At 65.1% G+C, this 15,188-nt stretch carries 16 protein-coding genes and 1 tRNA gene; 4 read left to right on the top strand and 13 right to left on the bottom strand.

Translation table 11 applies throughout. The annotated features are described in order from the left end of the window. The first annotated feature begins 241 nt into the window (after positions 1 to 241). Together DX905_RS05965 and DX905_RS05960 are read left to right on the top strand one after the other, a co-directional pair. A complete protein-coding gene (locus tag DX905_RS05965) occupies positions 242 to 1,360 on the top strand; it encodes an aldose epimerase family protein (protein WP_240320740.1) in 1,119 nt (372 codons plus the stop codon). 11 nt (positions 1,361 to 1,371) lie between these two features. After that, positions 1,372 to 2,505 (top strand): glycoside hydrolase 5 family protein, encoded by a 1,134-nt coding sequence (locus tag DX905_RS05960; RefSeq protein ID WP_116090527.1) that lies wholly within the window; start codon positions 1,372 to 1,374, stop codon positions 2,503 to 2,505. A gap of 20 nt (positions 2,506 to 2,525) precedes the next feature. On the opposite strand, the gene DX905_RS05955 is transcribed toward DX905_RS05960, so the two are convergent. The 5 genes from DX905_RS05955 to moaA all read right to left on the bottom strand — a co-directional run bounded on the left by DX905_RS05955 (position 2,526) and on the right by moaA (position 7,110). After that, the gene (locus DX905_RS05955) at positions 2,526 to 3,191 is read right to left on the bottom strand and encodes a FadR/GntR family transcriptional regulator (RefSeq protein WP_116090526.1); all 666 of its coding nucleotides are present in this window, start codon (positions 3,189 to 3,191) and stop codon (positions 2,526 to 2,528) included. Between the two features lie 74 nt (positions 3,192 to 3,265). After that, positions 3,266 to 4,867: a sodium/sugar symporter gene (locus DX905_RS05950; protein WP_116090525.1), complete on the bottom strand. Its 1,602-nt coding sequence runs from the start codon at positions 4,865 to 4,867 to the stop codon at positions 3,266 to 3,268. A 303-nt stretch (positions 4,868 to 5,170) separates the two neighbouring features. Further along, positions 5,171 to 5,245 (bottom strand) — tRNA-Asn (locus DX905_RS05945). Between the two features lie 78 nt (positions 5,246 to 5,323). Further along, on the bottom strand, positions 5,324 to 6,100 hold the full coding sequence (locus tag DX905_RS05940) for an NAD kinase (protein ID WP_116090524.1): 777 nt from the start codon (positions 6,098 to 6,100) through the stop codon (positions 5,324 to 5,326). After that, positions 6,097 to 7,110 (bottom strand): GTP 3',8-cyclase MoaA, encoded by a 1,014-nt coding sequence (moaA, locus tag DX905_RS05935; protein WP_116090523.1) that lies wholly within the window; start codon positions 7,108 to 7,110, stop codon positions 6,097 to 6,099. Before moaA ends, DX905_RS05940 begins: the two co-directional genes overlap by 4 nt. A gap of 339 nt (positions 7,111 to 7,449) precedes the next feature. On the opposite strand from moaA, the gene DX905_RS05930 reads away from it, so the two are divergent. Continuing rightward, positions 7,450 to 8,118 carry a Crp/Fnr family transcriptional regulator gene (locus DX905_RS05930; RefSeq protein WP_162875487.1) on the top strand — a complete coding sequence of 223 codons (669 nt, stop codon included), beginning with the start codon at positions 7,450 to 7,452 and terminating at the stop codon, positions 8,116 to 8,118. A gap of 30 nt (positions 8,119 to 8,148) precedes the next feature. On the opposite strand, the gene DX905_RS05925 is transcribed toward DX905_RS05930, so the two are convergent. From DX905_RS05925 to DX905_RS05890, 8 genes are all read right to left on the bottom strand, one after another. Next, positions 8,149 to 8,418, bottom strand: coding sequence for an HPr family phosphocarrier protein (locus tag DX905_RS05925; protein ID WP_116090521.1), 270 nt, complete (start codon positions 8,416 to 8,418; stop codon positions 8,149 to 8,151). Further along, entirely contained in the window at positions 8,415 to 8,822 is a 408-nt protein-coding gene (locus tag DX905_RS05920) for a PTS sugar transporter subunit IIA (protein WP_116090520.1), read from the bottom strand. The genes DX905_RS05925 and DX905_RS05920 overlap by 4 nt, the downstream gene beginning before the upstream one ends. Next, complete coding sequence (gene rapZ / locus DX905_RS05915) at positions 8,819 to 9,760, bottom strand: RNase adapter RapZ (RefSeq protein ID WP_116090519.1); 942 nt, start codon at positions 9,758 to 9,760, stop codon at positions 8,819 to 8,821. The genes DX905_RS05920 and rapZ overlap by 4 nt, the downstream gene beginning before the upstream one ends. Further along, positions 9,757 to 10,182: an HPr kinase/phosphorylase gene (locus DX905_RS05910; protein WP_116090518.1), complete on the bottom strand. Its 426-nt coding sequence runs from the start codon at positions 10,180 to 10,182 to the stop codon at positions 9,757 to 9,759. Before DX905_RS05910 ends, rapZ begins: the two co-directional genes overlap by 4 nt. After that, complete coding sequence (locus DX905_RS05905; protein WP_116090517.1) at positions 10,179 to 11,741, bottom strand: sensor histidine kinase; 1,563 nt, start codon at positions 11,739 to 11,741, stop codon at positions 10,179 to 10,181. The genes DX905_RS05910 and DX905_RS05905 overlap by 4 nt, the downstream gene beginning before the upstream one ends. Continuing rightward, on the bottom strand, positions 11,710 to 12,417 hold the full coding sequence (locus DX905_RS05900; protein ID WP_116092371.1) for a response regulator transcription factor: 708 nt from the start codon (positions 12,415 to 12,417) through the stop codon (positions 11,710 to 11,712). The genes DX905_RS05905 and DX905_RS05900 overlap by 32 nt, the downstream gene beginning before the upstream one ends. A gap of 73 nt (positions 12,418 to 12,490) precedes the next feature. Beyond that, positions 12,491 to 12,928: an NfeD family protein gene (locus tag DX905_RS05895; protein WP_116090516.1), complete on the bottom strand. Its 438-nt coding sequence runs from the start codon at positions 12,926 to 12,928 to the stop codon at positions 12,491 to 12,493. 3 nt (positions 12,929 to 12,931) lie between these two features. Next, the gene (locus DX905_RS05890) at positions 12,932 to 13,903 is read right to left on the bottom strand and encodes an SPFH domain-containing protein (protein ID WP_116092370.1); all 972 of its coding nucleotides are present in this window, start codon (positions 13,901 to 13,903) and stop codon (positions 12,932 to 12,934) included. A 126-nt stretch (positions 13,904 to 14,029) separates the two neighbouring features. On the opposite strand from DX905_RS05890, the gene DX905_RS05885 reads away from it, so the two are divergent. Continuing rightward, complete coding sequence (locus DX905_RS05885; protein ID WP_116090515.1) at positions 14,030 to 14,962, top strand: cation diffusion facilitator family transporter; 933 nt, start codon at positions 14,030 to 14,032, stop codon at positions 14,960 to 14,962. Positions 14,963 to 15,188: the final 226 nt, after the last annotated feature.

Raw genomic sequence — 15,188 nt, 5'->3', positions numbered from 1 at the left:
TGGCGGCGTGTATCACCTGCCGGTTGGTTTGCCCTATGAGCGTATCATTCCTCCGACCTCAACCTCGGCACGACGCCCAGGCAGCTGCGGGCATGGGTCATTTGATCCTGTGATATCGACAGAGCATGTTAAACAGTTGAGACGCTATTGTTTGGGCAGACTTATTATCATACAAATTTGCCGTCAAATTGAGCCGGATCGCCGGCCGAAAGGAAGAGAGATGTCGCGTTGGAGGTTGATTATGTCCCTACTGGCCACGGCCGGTGCCGCTTCCGCCGCATCGGCAGCGGACGTTTCCCGCGCGTCGTTCGGCAAGGCCAACGGGCGTGACGTCGAAGCGATCACGCTTTCCAACGCCGCCGGCATGAAAACGCGCATCATAACATATGGCGCTGCGGTGCAGTCGTTGATCATTCCCGACCGTGACGGCCATATGGACGATGTCGCGCTCGGCCATTCCACGATCGAACCTTATCTGGCGAAGCCGCAATTCTTCGGCGCCACCGTCGGGCGCGTCGCCAATCGCATCGCCAGGGGTCGGTTCGTACTCGACGGCAAGACGTACCAGACTCCCGTCAACGACGGCGTCAATTCGCTCCACGGCGGCAGCAAGGGTTTTGACAAGGTCATCTGGGAGGTTGTCTCGGTCAAAAGCGGCCCCTCGGCCAGCGTAACACTGCGCTACGTCAGCCCCGACGGCGATCAGGGCTATCCCGGCACTCTCACCACGATCGCGACCTATTCGCTCGACGAGAAGAACCAGCTGACGATCGATTATACCGCCACGACCGACAAGCCGACCGTCGTCAACTTGTCCAACCACACCTATTGGAATCTTGCGGGCGAAGGCTCGCCGCTTGGTGCCATGGGCCATTTGCTGACCATCCCGGCAGATTATTACACACCGACCGATGCGGGCGCGATTCCGACCGGCGAACTCCGCCCGGTGGCGGGCACCGTATTCGATTTCCGCAAGCCGACGCCGATCGGGGCGCGCGTGCGCGACGCATCCGAGGAGCAGATTCGGTTCGGTAAGGGCTATGACCATAATTGGGTCGTGGATCGTAAGATCGCCGCCCAGCCGCGCCTGATGTTGCGCGTCGAGGAGCCGGTCCATGGCCGCGTGATGGAAGTGCTGTCCAACCAGCCGGGCGTCCAATTCTATTCGGGCAATTTCCTCGACGCGACCTCGTCCGGCAAGGCCGGTCATTTGTACCGCCAGGGCGATGCGATCGTGATCGAGCCGCAGATGTTCCCGGACACGCCCAATCAGCCTGCGTTCGGCTCCGTGCGGCTCGACCCGGGCCAAACCTATCATAACATCATCGTGCTGCGCTTTTCGACCGCGCCGGCGCGCTGAGGGAGAGAGACATGAAGGCGACTTTCTGGATCGCGGTCAGCGCGGTAGCTCTCGCCGCATCGTCGGCGCAGGCAGCCGACACGCGCTGGTCCGCGGCGCAGGCGAACGTTTGGTACGCCAAACAATCCTGGCTGACCGGCGCCAATTACATTCCGGCCAGCGCGATCAACCAGCTTGAGATGTGGCAAGCCGCGACCTGGGATCCGGCGCAGATCGACAAGGAATTGGGCTGGGCCCAGACGCAGTTTGGCATGAACACGATGCGCGTCTTCCTCCACGATCTGGCGTGGCAGGAGGATCCCGCCGGCTTCAAGCAGCGCATGGATCAATTCCTCGCCATCGCCGCCAGGCATGGCATCAAGCCGGTCTTCGTGTTTTTCGACAGCTGCTGGGATCCCGATCCCAAGATCGGGCCCCAGCATCCGCCCATTCCCGGCGTCCACAATTCCGGCTGGGTGCAGGGGCCGAGCCGCACCGATCTGGTCGACCCCAAGCAGGACGGCCGCTTCAAGGCCTATGTCGAAGATGTCATCGGCACCTTCGCGCAGGACAATCGCGTGCTGGCCTGGGACATGTGGAACGAGCCCGACAATGGCGGTGGCGGCAGCTATAACGGCTTGCAGCTGGCGCAGGAGAGAGCGCGCATCACGGCATTGCTGCCGCGGATCTTCGGCTGGGCGCGGAGCAAGAACCCGATCCAACCGCTGACCAGCGGCGTCTGGGCAGGAGGCGACTGGTCTCCAGCCAATGCCGGCAAGCTCGATCCGATCCAGCGCATCCAGCTCGAGCAGTCGGACGTGATCACCTTCCACAATTACGATTGGCCCGAGCAGTTCGAGCAGCGTGTGAGCCAGCTCCGAGGCTATGGCCGGCCGATCATCTGCACCGAGTGGATGGCACGCAGCGCAGGATCGACGGTGGATGCGGTGCTGCCGATCGCACGGCGCCAGAATGTCGGCATGATCAACTGGGGCTTCGCAAAGGGCAGGATCCAGACGAACCTGCCGTGGGACAGCTGGGAGCGGCCCTATACGCTGCAACAGCCCGTCGTGTGGTTCCACGATCTGGTGCAGCCGGACGGCCAACCCTATCGAGCACGCGAAGCGGAGATATTCCGTAGCCTGCGAGCGCAGCCCGCGCGCTGAAACTGGCGTCGGGGCGCAGCCTAGGGCTTCGTTCCGGCGGTCGTTATGAAGTCCATCACTTCGCCGATGATCGCCGTCATCGCGGCCCGCGCGGCGACGGGATCGCTCGCCTGGATCGCGGTGAAGACGGCGCGGTGCGCCGGGACGTCCGCCGCGCGGCCCTTGAACCGGTTGGTGAAGCGGATGGATGTCCGCAGCGCGGTCGCCACCATGTCGCGGAATTGCAGGAAGAAGGGGTTGGCCGAGGCTTCGAGCACCGCGATGTGGAAGGCGATGTCGGCTTCCAGCGTATCGTCTTCGCCGCGCTCGGCGGCCTCCATCCGCTGCAAGCCGGCTTCGATCGCGTCGTAAGCCGGGCTCGGGCCCGCAACGGCCGCCAGCGCTGCCGCCTGCGGCTCGATCGCGCTGCGCAGCTCGTTGAAGTGGCGCAGCAGATCGAGCGAGAATTTGCGCTCCAGCAGCCAGCGCAGCACGTCGGGATCGAACACGCTCCACGCCGATGGTGGCTGCACCGTGGTGCCGGCCCGCGGCCGCGCTTTCAGCAGACCCTTGGCGGTCAGCATTTTCACCGCCTCGCGCGTGACGGTGCGACTGACGGCATAGCGCGCGGTCAGCTCGTCTTCGGTCGGGAAGCGTTCGCCCTCATAATGGCCGGTGACGATTGCGCGCCCCAAATCCTCGAGCATGCCAAACGTCAGGTTACGGCTGCCGTCCCTCGGACTTTTCAGCGCCTCGGCGTTTTTCCCTGCCACGCCGCGTCCTACCACCAGGTGGCGTAGAGCGCGATCAGGATCAGCACCACGGCGATGGCGCCGACATTGAAGCCGGTGCGCGTCGCATAGACCACGTCCCCGGTCTCGATCGTGTCGGTGTCCTCGCGCTGCCGCGTAACCAGCGAGATGACGATCGCCAATGCCGCCGCGATCAGGAATACGACCCCCATACGGTTCATGAAGGGCAGCGACGCCCATATCAGCTTGAACAGCCAGGACAGGGCTACCGACGACACTGCCGCGGCAATCGCGCCGGCTTCGTTGGCGCGCTTCCAGAACAGGCCCAGCAGGAAGATCACCGTGATGCCCGGCGTGAAGAAGCCGGTGAATTCCTGAATGAACTGGAAGGCCTGATCCGATTTGCCGAGCAACGGCCGCGCCATGAGGATGGCGATCACGATCGCGACCGAGGCGGCGATGCGGCCGACCAGCACGAGATGGCGTTCGCGCAATCCATGCGCCGCGCTGCCATCCTCCGCGTCGCTCCGCTGGCCCTTCATCTTGGCGTAAACGTCCAGGGTGAAAATGGTCGCGATCGAATTGATCTTGGACGCGGTCGACGCGATGATCGCCGCGATCAACGCCGCGAACACCAGCCCCAGCAGCCCGGTCGGCAGCAGGCGCATCATCGTCGGATAGGCTTCATCCGGCTTGGCGAGATTGGGCGCGATCAGCACCGCGGCGATGCCGGGCACGACGATGATCAGCGGCATCAGCAGCTTCAGGAAAGCGGCGAACAGCACGCCCTTCTGCGCCTCCGCGATATTCTTGGCCGCGAGCGCGCGCTGGATGATATATTGGTTGAACCCCCAATAGCTGAGGTTGGCGATCCACATGCCGCCGATCAGCACCGAGAGGCCGGGCAGATCCATATAATGCGGATCGCCCTTCTTCAGGATCATGTGGAAGTGATCGGGAATGGCCGCGGTGACCTTGTGCCAGCCGGCGAGGATACCCGCGCCGTCACCCAATTTGCCGAGCGTGAGCACGACGATGATCAGACCGCCGAGCACCAGCAGCGTCACCTGGACGATGTCGGTCAGCGCTACCGCCTTCAGCCCGCCGCGGATCTGGTAGAGCAAGGCGAAGGCGCCAAGCGCGATCAACGCGATATTCTGGTCGACGCCCGCCACCTTGTTGACCGCGATCGAACCCAGCCAGATGATCGAGGTCAGGTTGACGAAGACGTAGAGGGCGAGCCAGAAGATCGCCATCAGCGTCCGGATATTCTTCCCATATCGCCGCTCGAGGAACTGCGGCATCGTGTAAATCTCGTTGCGCAGGAAGATCGGCAGGAAGAATTTGCCGACGATCAGCAGCGTGGCCGCCGCCATCCATTCATAGGAGGCGATGGCGAGCCCGATCGCATAGCCCGAGCCGGCCATGCCGACGATCTGCTCGGCCGAGATATTGGCGGCGATCAGCGATGCGCCGATCGCCCACCACGGCAGGTTCTTCGATGCCAGGAAATAGTCGGTGGTGTTCTTGGGCCCTGCGCCCGGCTTATCCCGCGACACCCATTGCGCGAGGCCGAAAATGGCGATCGCGTAGAGAATTACCACGGAGATATCGATAGCGCTCATCTGCATCGGCCGGCCCCTCCCGAGAGCGCCGTCATCGTCCGCGGCGCGATTATCCCAGCAATTTATATGATAAATCAATCTTGTCGAGCGGTTTACGTGGCCGCGCTGCCGGCCCCATAGGGGAGGCGACGGCTCCGCCAAAGACAGCAGATTTCGCGGCCTTAGCCAAGGGATGTGGCGTGCGGGCGGCGCTGGCTCGCCTTCGCCATGCCCCGTCCGCTGCCGGGCAGATCGGCGAGCGGCATGGTCCGACCCGGGCCGCGAGGCGCACGCCGCCGGGTTCGTCGATCGGAAATTTCGAGAAAAGGATGGCTCCCCGGGCCGGATTCGAACCAGCGACCATTCGATTAACAGTCGAACGCTCTACCACTGAGCTACCGGGGAACAGGCCCAAGGGGCCGTTGAAGGCGCGGCCTATAGCAGCGGGGTTTCGCGGGTGGCAAGCGCTTCGCACGCCATAGTTCAGATGGCGAACTGTTCCATCGCGATCCGGTCGTCGAGCGCATGTTCCGGATCGAACAGCAAGGTCAGCGGGCTGGCCCGGTCGACGATGATCTCGACGCTCGCGACATCGCGGATTTCGCGCTGGTCGGCGACCGCGCTGACCGGGCGCTTGATCGGGTCGAGCACGCGGAACTTGATACGGTTGCTGTCGCGCAGGATCGCGCCCCGCCAGCGCCGCGGCCGGAACGGGCTGATCGGGGTCAGCGCCACCAGCGCGCTCTCCAGCGGCAGGATCGGTCCATGGGCGGAGAAATTATAGGCGGTCGAGCCCGCCGGCGTGGCGACCAGCACGCCATCCGCGACCAGTTCCGCCAGCACCACGCGATTGTCGACGCTCACCTCGATCCACGCGGTCTGGCGCGTCTCGCGCAGCAGGGAAACCTCGTTGATCGCCGATAGCGTCTCCCGCTTCCCGTCGATCGTGACGGCCTCCATCTTGAGCGGGGCGACCTTGATCTGCTTGGCCGCGATCAGCCGGTTTTCGAGCAGGTCCGGGCTCCACTCGTTCATCAGGAAGCCGACCGTGCCCAGGTTCATGCCGAACACCGGCAAAGCGCGATGGCGGTCCAGCATCGCGTGCAGCGTCTGCAGCAGGAAGCCATCGCCGCCGAGTGCGACCATAATCTCCGCCTCTGCAGCCGGCACCCACTCATAGCGGCGCTTCAATTCCTTCGCCGCCGCCTGGGCCGCTTCCCCGGTTGAGGCTGCAAGCGCGAGCTTACGTTCGCCGCTCATCCGCCGGTCACGCTCATATGGCGGGCTACGGCGGGGGTCGGCGCGTCGATGGTGAAACCATGCCTCTCCGGCTTGGCCGCCATTGCGCGGTCGAGCGCCGCGTTCAGCGCCGCTCGGCCGCCTTCCTGCAAGGCCGCGCGCAGATCGATCCGGTCCTCGCGACCGAGGCACAGATACAACTGGCCTTCGGCGGTCAGGCGGACGCGATTGCAACCGGCGCAGAAATTGCCGGTCAAGGGCGTGATGAAGCCGATCTTTGCGTCGAGCTCGGCAATGCGGAAATAGCGCGCCGGTCCGCCGGTCCGCTCGGGCGAGGCGACCAAGGTATAACGATTTTCGAGCGCCCGCTTGACGCCGTCGAGCGGCAGATAGCGATCCGTGCGGTCGCCCTCGACATCGCCCAGTGGCATGGTTTCGATCAGCGTCAGGTCGTGACCGCGCGCCGCGCACCAGCGCAGCATCGGCTCGATCTCGCCTTCGTTCAGCCCCTTGAGGGCGACCATGTTGATCTTGATGCGCAGGCCTGCCGCGGCGGCAGCCTCGATGCCGTGCAGGACCTTGGCCAGATCCCCGGTGCGCGTGATGTGACGGAAGCGGTCCGGGTCGAGGCTGTCCAGGCTGACGTTGATGCGTTTGACACCGGCTTCGGCCAGCGCCCGGGCTTCGCTAGCGAGCCGCGTACCGTTGGTCGTGAGCGTGAGCTCATCCAGGCCGTCGCCCAGGTGACGACCGATCGCGCGGGCCAGATCGGTCACGCCCCGTCGCACGAGCGGCTCACCCCCGGTCAGGCGAATGCGCCGAACGCCTCGCGCGATGAAGGCCTCGGCGATCGCCGTCATCTCGTCGATCGTCATCAGCCGCGCAGCGGGCAGGAATTGCATCGTCTCCGCCATGCAATAACGGCAGCGCAGGTCGCAGCGGTCGGTGACAGAAATACGCAGATAGCTGATTCGGCGGCCGAAACCGTCGATCAGCGGGATCGGGGAGGGGAAGGGGAGCGCCTCGGCCATGCCCTTAGCTAGGACCGCGCCGGCGCGGCGGCAAGGCCGCTCGGGCCGATTGCAAAGTCTCGCGGCGGGAACATGGGCCGGGCCTGCGCCAGACGAGCGGGTTTTTGGAGGATTGCACTCATACCGCGCAGAGGTCCAGGCGGACGGGCGGTATCCATGTCTGCTCGGTAAAGCGACGCCGCTTTGGGGTGACATCGCCGGGGGGGACCGAACACCGCCTGCTACTCCCGGGCGGCCGTCCTGTCTTTGCGCCAGGACAAGTAGGCGACACAAAATCGGATTGGCATTATGGCTGGTTGCGGAGTGGCTCGAGAAGCCACGGGCCAGCTGGACGTTATAATGAGCAGGAGCCCGCTCTTCGCCGGATTGGCGCCCGACGAAGCCGACGCCGTGCAGCGCCGCGCCTCCGTGCGCAAATTCGCGGCCGGGCAGTCGCTGTTCGAACAGGGTGCAGCCGCGCGCGAGCTGTTCGTGATCACCAAGGGCCGCATCAAGGTCTGGCGCGCATCCGAGGAAGGCATGTCGCTGACATTGACCTTGCTCGGCCGCGGCGCGCCGCTCGGAACCTTGGGTGCGGCATCGGACGCGCGCAATCACGCCACGGCCACGGCACTGACCCCGGTCGAGGCCTTGGCCTGGCCGATCGAAATCCTGCGCGAGCTCATGGACGCAAATCCCGTGCTGGCGGCGAACGTGCTGCGCACCGTCGCCAATTATGCCGAACAGCTGATCGAGCGGTTGGAGGAAGTGGCGAGCGTTCCGGTGGAACAGCGCCTCGCGCGCACCCTGTTGCGCATGGCGCAGCGCGCCTACGGGACGGAAGCCGACGGGTGTGAATTGCCTCTGTCGCGCCAGGATCTCGCCGAACTCACTTCAGCTACCCTGCCGACCGTGAGTCGCATCATGAGCCGATGGAGAGCCGAGGGGCTGATCGCTGGCGGGCGCGGAAGGGTGGTTTTGCGCGATTGCGGCCGGCTTGCCCGGCTATCCGAACGCGGAACTATGTGATCGCTTGGAGCGGCAACCGGAAGCGGGGGCTCACTCTTCGCCGAATTTGCTCTCGACCAGCTCGCACAGCGCGCCCACCGCGGCGTCGGCGCCTTCACCTTCGGCGCTGATGGTGACGCTGTCGCCCATGGCCGCGCCGAGCATCATCAGGCCCATGATTGAGGTGCCCGCGACCTTCGAGCCATCCTTCTCCACCTCCACGACGGTCGGCTGGGTAGAGGCAAGCGTGACGAACTTGGCGCTGGCGCGCGCATGCAGCCCCCGCCGATTGGTGATGGTGACGGTTCGCTCGACCGTCATGCGGCAGCAGCGCCCAGGACTTCCGACGCCACCGAGATATATTTGCGTCCCGCCTCGCGGGCGGCAGCAACCGCCGCCTGAACCTTCATCATCTTGCGCGCGCCCTCCAGCCGAATCAGCATCGGCAGATTGACGCCGGCAATGACCTCGATCCGGCCCGGTTCCATCAACGAGATGGCGAGGTTGGAGGGCGTGCCGCCGAACAGGTCGGTCAGCAATATGACGCCGCGGCCCTGATCGACCGCGGCCACCGCGCGCGAGATGTCGGCGCGACGCGCCTCCATATCGTCCTCGGGACCGATACAGATCGCCTCGATCCCCTGTTGGGGGCCGACCACATGCTCCATCGCACGCACGAATTCCGCCGCAAGCTGGCCATGCGTTACCAGCACCAATCCGATCATCTGTTCACCGCCACGACTGCCCCACTGCCATCGTCCGGCTTCCCCTCCCGCGCGCCCAATTGCTTCTGAATAAGGTCACGATGCGCGATGGTGGGCGAAAAACCGGCCGCGCGCAACCTCCCGGCGACGGCTTCGGCGACATGAACCGAGCGGTGGCGCCCGCCGGTACAGCCGAACGCGATCGTCACATAGCTTTTGCCTTCGCGCTGGTAGCGCGGCAGCAGCGTCAGCAGCAGCTGCTCGATCTGGTCGAGCGCGGGCGCATAGGCGGGATCCTGCGCGATATAGGCAGCGACGGCGGCATCGAGGCCGGTGCCGGGGCGTAGAGCCTCGTCCCAATGCGGGTTACGCAGAAACCGCATGTCGAGCACCAGATCGGCATCGCGCGGCAGACCTCGGGCATAGCTGAACGAGGTGACGGCGAGTGTCGGCGCGTTCTGGTCAGCCTCTCCGAAGCGGCGGCGGATGTCCTGCTGCAGCGTGTTTGTGTTGGTCTCGCTCGTATCGATCAGATGGTCGGCGGCGCCGCGGAGAGCTTCGAGCAGTTCGCGCTCGCTGGCGATCCCGTCCTCGGCTGGGCGATCGAGAGCCAGCGGGTGGCGGCGGCGGGTAGCGGAGAAGCGTTGGGCGAGCACGGCGTCGGCGGCATCGACGAAGACGATCTCGATATCCTGGCTTTGAGCCGCGCGCAGTGCCGCCACCCGCCGCAGGATGCCCTGCGCGTCGAAACCGCGCGTGCGGCTGTCGATGCCGAGCGCCAGCGGCCGTTCGATGTCGGGCGCTCCCTGCGCGGGCGGGCTCGACAGCAAGCGGTCGAGCAGGCTCAGCGGCAGATTATCGACCGTTTCCCAGCCGATATCCTCAAGCGTCTTGAGGATTGTGGTTCGTCCCGCGCCCGACAGGCCCGTCACCAATAATATGCGGCTCGGCCGACTCATGCGGGTAAGCCATAGAGAAACAAAGCTTTCTCAACCTTGACTGGCGCCGAACTTTCGAAAGGGGCAAGCGCGATCACGGGCAGGGTGAGGCCTTCTAAGACGCGCACGGGCAGGAACTCATCAGCCATGCGCGGCACCGGCTGGTCGAGCGCGACTGCCAAAGCGAGCGGGGCCTCGGGGGCTGAGGGCAGCGCCACTATGCCCAGCCCCCGTATTTCGAGCTGGCCGTCGATATGCGGCCCAGCGCGCGCATGAAGCCGGCCGTCACGCGCTTCGACCACGATGCCGTCGTCGCCGATCAATGTCGCTCCGCGGTCGATCAGGCGCAGTGCCAGGTCCGACTTGCCCGATCCGGATAGGCCGGTCAGCAATATGCCGCGTCCGTCGATCGCGACGCAGCTGGCATGCAGCGTCGTGGTCATTTTTCGGCCGCGGGCAGGCGGATCGAGAAGCGGGCGCCGCGATTGTCATCCTCGCGATCGGTCACGGAGATCGTTCCGGTGTGGCCCTCGACGATCGCCTTGGCGATAGCGAGGCCCAGGCCCGAATGGCGCCCGAACACTTCGCCCTCGGGCCTGATCGAATGGAAACGGTTGAAGATCGCCTGGCGCTCTCCGGGCGGCACGCCCGGCCCGTCATCCTCGACGCGGATCACCACCTGCTGACCGTCGCGCATGGCGGTGATCTGGACCAGGCCGCCGGGCGGCGAAAAGGAAATGGCGTTATCGATCAGATTCTCGATCGCGCGTGCCAGCCGCTGGCCGTCGCCGAACACGACGGCGCTGCCGCGATGCGGCCGCCCAAAGGCGAGCCGAATGCCGTTGGAAAGGCCGCGCGCCTCGCGCGCCTCGACCAATTGCTCGATCATATGGCCGATATCGACCGACTCGAACCGTGCCCGGGACAGCTCCGCATCCATGCGCGAGGCTTCGGAGACGTCGGTGATCAGCCGATCGAGCCGCCGCACATCGTCCCTGATCACGACCAGCAGGCGCTCGCGCAATTCGGGATCCTTGACCAGTTCCAGACTGTCGATTGCCGATCGAAGCGATGCGAGCGGGTTCTTCATCTCATGCGCGACATCGGCCGCGAAGGCCTCGGTCGCGTCGATCCGCTGGCGGAGTGCCTGGCTCATGTCCGATAGCGCCCGGGCGAGCGTCCCGATTTCGTCGCGGCGCGACGGCAACCGCGGCACCTGGACCTCGCGCGAACGGCCGAGACGCACGCGATGCGCAGCCAGCGCAAGCCGGCGCAGGGGACGGGCGATGGTGCGCGCCAGGAACAAGGACAGCGCCACCGACAGAGCGGTCGTGAGCAATAAAACGATGCCCAGCCAGAACCGCTCGGCCCGCACCGTGCGGATCACATCGCGCTGGTCGCTGGTAAGCAGCAGCACCCCCGCATTATCCCCGCGAACCGGCATAGCCGCGGATATGATCGGCGTCCGCGCCGGCGCGCGGCGGATTGCCGTCGCGACCGCACCCGTTTTCTGCGCCTGGACGGCTTCGGGCCAGGCGCCGAGCCGATCGACCGGAGGCTCGATGAAGCGCTCGGGGACTTCCGCACCGACGATATTGTCGATCACCCGGTCCATGAAGCGTGCCACGTGCCGCCGCCAGGGTTCTTCGGCCGGGTCGCGCAGCGTGTAGGTCGGGCCGCCCTGCGCCCAGCTGTCGGTCGGCGGACCGTCGCCGCGGTACAGGCGCAGCCGCGTCTGATTGGCGGCCCCCATCCGGGTCAACAATCCCTGCACGGCGGCCGGCGGCGTCACTGCCACCGCGGCGGCGGTAAGCTTGGCCTCGGTCCCGATCCGGTCGCTGCGTTCCTGGATCAGCTGGGTGCGATAGGAATCCAGATAGAAGAAGCCGCCGGCCAGCACGACGAGCGCGAAAATGTTGACTGCAAGGATACGTCCGGTGAGCGACAGCCGCCACCGCGCCTCGCCGTCGTCACTCCTCAGAAAAACGGTAGCCAACGCCATAGAGCGTCTCGATTGCCTTGAAATCGTTGTCCACCTGTCGAAATTTGCGCCGCAATCGCTTGATGTGGCTGTCGATCGTGCGGTCGTCGACATAGACATCGTCCTGATAGGCCGTGTCCATCAATTGGTCGCGCGATTTTACGAAGCCCGGGCGCTGCGCCAGCGCCTCGAGGATCAGGAACTCCGTGACGGTCAGCGTCACGTCCTTGCCATCCCATGTGACGCGATGACGCGCCGGGTCCATCTCCAGCCGTCCGCGCACGATTTTCTCGGCGATCGGCGCGCCGTCTTCGCCATCCTGCTTACCCCGCATCTCGACCCGGCGGAGGATCGCGCGGATGCGGGCGATCAGCAGGCGCTGGCTGAACGGCTTGGTGATATAATCGTCGGCGCCAAGCGCGAGCCCGAGCGCCTCGTCCAGCTCATCGTCCTTCGACGTCAGGAAAATCGCCGGCAGCGGGCTCTTCTCGCGCAGCCGCCGCAACAGCTCCATGCCGTCCATCCGCGGCATCTTGATATCCAGCACGGCCAGATCGGGCGGATTGTCGGTCAGCGCCTTCAGCGCGGTTTCGCCATCGGTATAGATGCGCACGGCGAAGCCCTCCGACTGGAGCGCAATCGACACCGAGGTCAGGATGTTGCGATCGTCGTCGACGAGCGCGATCGATGCCGTCATTCTCGCCTTTCGCACGGTTCAGCTGCGTGTACGGCGGGGCGATAGCCGCTTAGCCGACGCCGCTCAACCGCGGTCACGTTTGCGGCGGGATCGGTTCCACTACCAGTCGTCCGCCATCGGCGCCGATCACTTCGACCAGCGTACCGGCGGGCGCATCGGTCCCGATGGCAGACCACACGCCATCGCCCACGCGGACCCGGCCTTCGCCCCCGATCAGGGGCTCGACGACCATCACCCGCTTGCCGATCAGCCGCGCGGTCCGCTCGTTGAGCAAGGGATCGTCGGAAATGATCGGCGAGCGCCGCATGACGCTTCGTCCGCCAAGCACGGCGAGGCATGCCGAGATCGCGAACACGGCGAACTGGACCGGCGCGGCAAGCGGCAAAGCGAGCGTGACGGTGCCGGTAACGAGCGCCGCCGCGCCCAGCCAGATCAGGAAGACGCCCGGGACGATCAACTCCGCTATCGCCAGCGCGACGCCCGCGATCAGCCACAGCCATGCGTCGCCCATCGCTCAGCCTTTGGTGATCGGGATCTGCCCCGGGGCGCGCGTCGGAGCAGGCGTCGAAGGCGCATCCTGCTTGCCGAGCGCTTCCTTGGCGATCTCGCCGATGCCGCCGAGCGTCCCCATGAGCTGCGTCGCCTCGACCGGGAAAAGTATGGTCTTGGCGTTGGGCGAGGTCGCGAACTGGCTGATCGCCTCGACATATTTCTGCGCGATGAAATAATTGATCGCCTGCGCGTTGCCGCCCGCGATCGCCTCGCTCACCATCTGCGTCGCCTTGGCTTCGGCCTGCGCAGACCGCTCGCGGCCTTCGGCGTCGCGGAAGGCCGCCTCGCGGCGCCCTTCGGCCTCCAGGATCTGGCTTTGCTTCTGGCCCTCGGCGCGCAGGATTTCCGACGCGCGGCTGCCTTCGGCCTCGAGGATGACCGCGCGCTTTTCGCGCTCGGCCTTCATCTGGCGGCCCATCGCGTTGACGATGTCGGCGGGCGGGCGGATGTCCTTGACCTCGACCCGGGTGATCTTGACGCCCCACGCCTCGGTCGCGTGATCGACCACCGACAACAGCCGTGCATTGATCTCGTCGCGTTTGGACAGGGTCTCGTCGAGGTCCATCGAGCCCATCACGGTGCGCAGGTTGGTGGTAGTGAGCTGCATGATCGCGACGTAGATTTCGGACACTTCATAGGCGGCCTTGGCGGCATCCAGCACCTGGAAGAAGACGACCCCGTCGACCGCCACCATGGCATTGTCCTTGGTGATGATCTCCTGTCCCGGGATGTCGAGCACCTGCTCCATCATGTTCACGCGCCGGCCGACGCGATCGAAGAAGGGCACGAGGAAGTTGAAGCCCGGCCGGGCGACGAACGTGAAGCGGCCGAACCGCTCGATCGTATATTGATAGCCCTGACGGACGACTTTGATGCCGGAAAAGACGATCAGGATCGCCAACAATGCGATCGCAGCGAAGAAGTAGAGGATCACGTCGGCAGACTCCGCATTTATGCTTTGCTTATGCGCTCCTGACCGGCCTGTTCCAATCGCAATCGGCGGAGCGCAGATCGGCCATCGCTCCTTCTTTTTGATCGGCCGCTCCTCTAAGGGCCGCGCATGAGCGAAGGGCACGGCCACCACGATCACGACCATAGCCATGGGTCGGGCCACCATGATCACACGACCGGGGCGAGCGGTCGCGCGCTGACGGCGGCGCTGTTGCTTACAAGCTCGGTACTCGTGATCGAGCTCGTCGGCGCCTTCCTGTACAACAGTTTGGCGCTGCTCTCGGACGCGGCGCACATGCTGACCGACGTGGCGGCGCTGGCAATCGCGCTGATGGCAGTTCGGATCGGGGGAAGAGCGCCCGACGACAAGCGAACGTTCGGGTACAAAAGGCTCGAAATATTGGCGGCGACCTTCAACGCCTTCTTGCTGTTCGCGGCCGCGGCCTATGTGCTGGCCGAAGCTGTCGGTCGCTTCCGCGATCCAGAGCCTGTTGCCGCGAACGGTATGCTGGCAGTCGCGGTGCTCGGCCTGATCATCAACGTCATCTCGATGCGGGTGCTCGTCGCCGGCCGGGGCGAGAGTATGGCGGTCAAGGGCGCCTATCTCGAGGTTTGGTCCGACGCGATCGGCTCCGTCGGGGTGATCCTTGGCGCGATCCTGATCCGGTTCACAGGGAAGCTATGGATCGATCCGATCGTCGCGATCGGCATCGCCTTATGGGTATTGCCGCGCACATGGGCACTGCTGCGCGATACGACCAACGTGCTGCTGGAGGGCGTTCCCAAGGGCATCGATCTTGGTGATATCCGGACGGAAATTTCGGCCCTTGCCGGCGTGTGCGACGTCCACGACCTCCACGTCTGGTCGATGGCGATCAGCGACGTCAACGGAACCGTGCACATCGCCATTACCGACGATGCGGATGGTGAGGATGTAAGGCTCAGAGTGGCGGCGCTTCTCGAACAACGCTTCGGCATCGGCCACGCCACGATCCAGATCGAGCGCGATCCCTGCGGGGAAGGCGCGCGGCCTCACCGGTAGTAAACGGGACTGGCCATGCCGTAGCTCTGCACTGGGGCGGCGAACCTCGTGCATGCGCGCGGGGGCTAACCTTGACAGACGTACGCATTTAACGTACGAAGTTCGCTTCGTTCGGGCGCGTGCGCTTTCGGCTCTTTCTCATGTCTGCCAATTTCTCGGCGAGCGGATTGTGCGGGAGGTTAGAGCGGCCCGTACGTGCGTTCGCGACTGGCTATCGGGACGCCGT

The sequence above is a fragment of the Sphingomonas crusticola genome, from assembly GCF_003391115.1.
GTDB classification, from domain to species: domain Bacteria; phylum Pseudomonadota; class Alphaproteobacteria; order Sphingomonadales; family Sphingomonadaceae; genus Sphingomonas_I; species Sphingomonas_I crusticola.
Note: the sequence above shows the minus strand (reverse complement) of the source record. Positions and strands in the feature narration are given on the sequence as shown.

What these genes read in the sequence shown, in the direction of transcription:
- DX905_RS05965 (WP_240320740.1), top strand. Translation starts at nt 242, where the DNA reads ATGTCCCTACTGGCCACGGCCGGTGCCGCTTCCGCCGCATCGGCAGCG.
- DX905_RS05960 (WP_116090527.1), top strand. Translation starts at nt 1,372, where the DNA reads ATGAAGGCGACTTTCTGGATCGCGGTCAGCGCGGTAGCTCTCGCCGCA.
- DX905_RS05955 (WP_116090526.1), bottom strand. Translation starts at nt 3,191, where the DNA reads ATGCTCGAGGATTTGGGGCGCGCAATCGTCACCGGCCATTATGAGGGC.
- DX905_RS05950 (WP_116090525.1), bottom strand. Translation starts at nt 4,867, where the DNA reads ATGCAGATGAGCGCTATCGATATCTCCGTGGTAATTCTCTACGCGATC.
- DX905_RS05940 (WP_116090524.1), bottom strand. Translation starts at nt 6,100, where the DNA reads ATGAGCGGCGAACGTAAGCTCGCGCTTGCAGCCTCAACCGGGGAAGCG.
- moaA (WP_116090523.1), bottom strand. Translation starts at nt 7,110, where the DNA reads ATGGCCGAGGCGCTCCCCTTCCCCTCCCCGATCCCGCTGATCGACGGT.
- DX905_RS05930 (WP_162875487.1), top strand. Translation starts at nt 7,450, where the DNA reads ATGAGCAGGAGCCCGCTCTTCGCCGGATTGGCGCCCGACGAAGCCGAC.
- DX905_RS05925 (WP_116090521.1), bottom strand. Translation starts at nt 8,418, where the DNA reads ATGACGGTCGAGCGAACCGTCACCATCACCAATCGGCGGGGGCTGCAT.
- DX905_RS05920 (WP_116090520.1), bottom strand. Translation starts at nt 8,822, where the DNA reads ATGATCGGATTGGTGCTGGTAACGCATGGCCAGCTTGCGGCGGAATTC.
- rapZ (WP_116090519.1), bottom strand. Translation starts at nt 9,760, where the DNA reads ATGAGTCGGCCGAGCCGCATATTATTGGTGACGGGCCTGTCGGGCGCG.
- DX905_RS05910 (WP_116090518.1), bottom strand. Translation starts at nt 10,182, where the DNA reads ATGACCACGACGCTGCATGCCAGCTGCGTCGCGATCGACGGACGCGGC.
- DX905_RS05905 (WP_116090517.1), bottom strand. Translation starts at nt 11,741, where the DNA reads ATGGCGTTGGCTACCGTTTTTCTGAGGAGTGACGACGGCGAGGCGCGG.
- DX905_RS05900 (WP_116092371.1), bottom strand. Translation starts at nt 12,417, where the DNA reads ATGACGGCATCGATCGCGCTCGTCGACGACGATCGCAACATCCTGACC.
- DX905_RS05895 (WP_116090516.1), bottom strand. Translation starts at nt 12,928, where the DNA reads ATGGGCGACGCATGGCTGTGGCTGATCGCGGGCGTCGCGCTGGCGATA.
- DX905_RS05885 (WP_116090515.1), top strand. Translation starts at nt 14,030, where the DNA reads ATGAGCGAAGGGCACGGCCACCACGATCACGACCATAGCCATGGGTCG.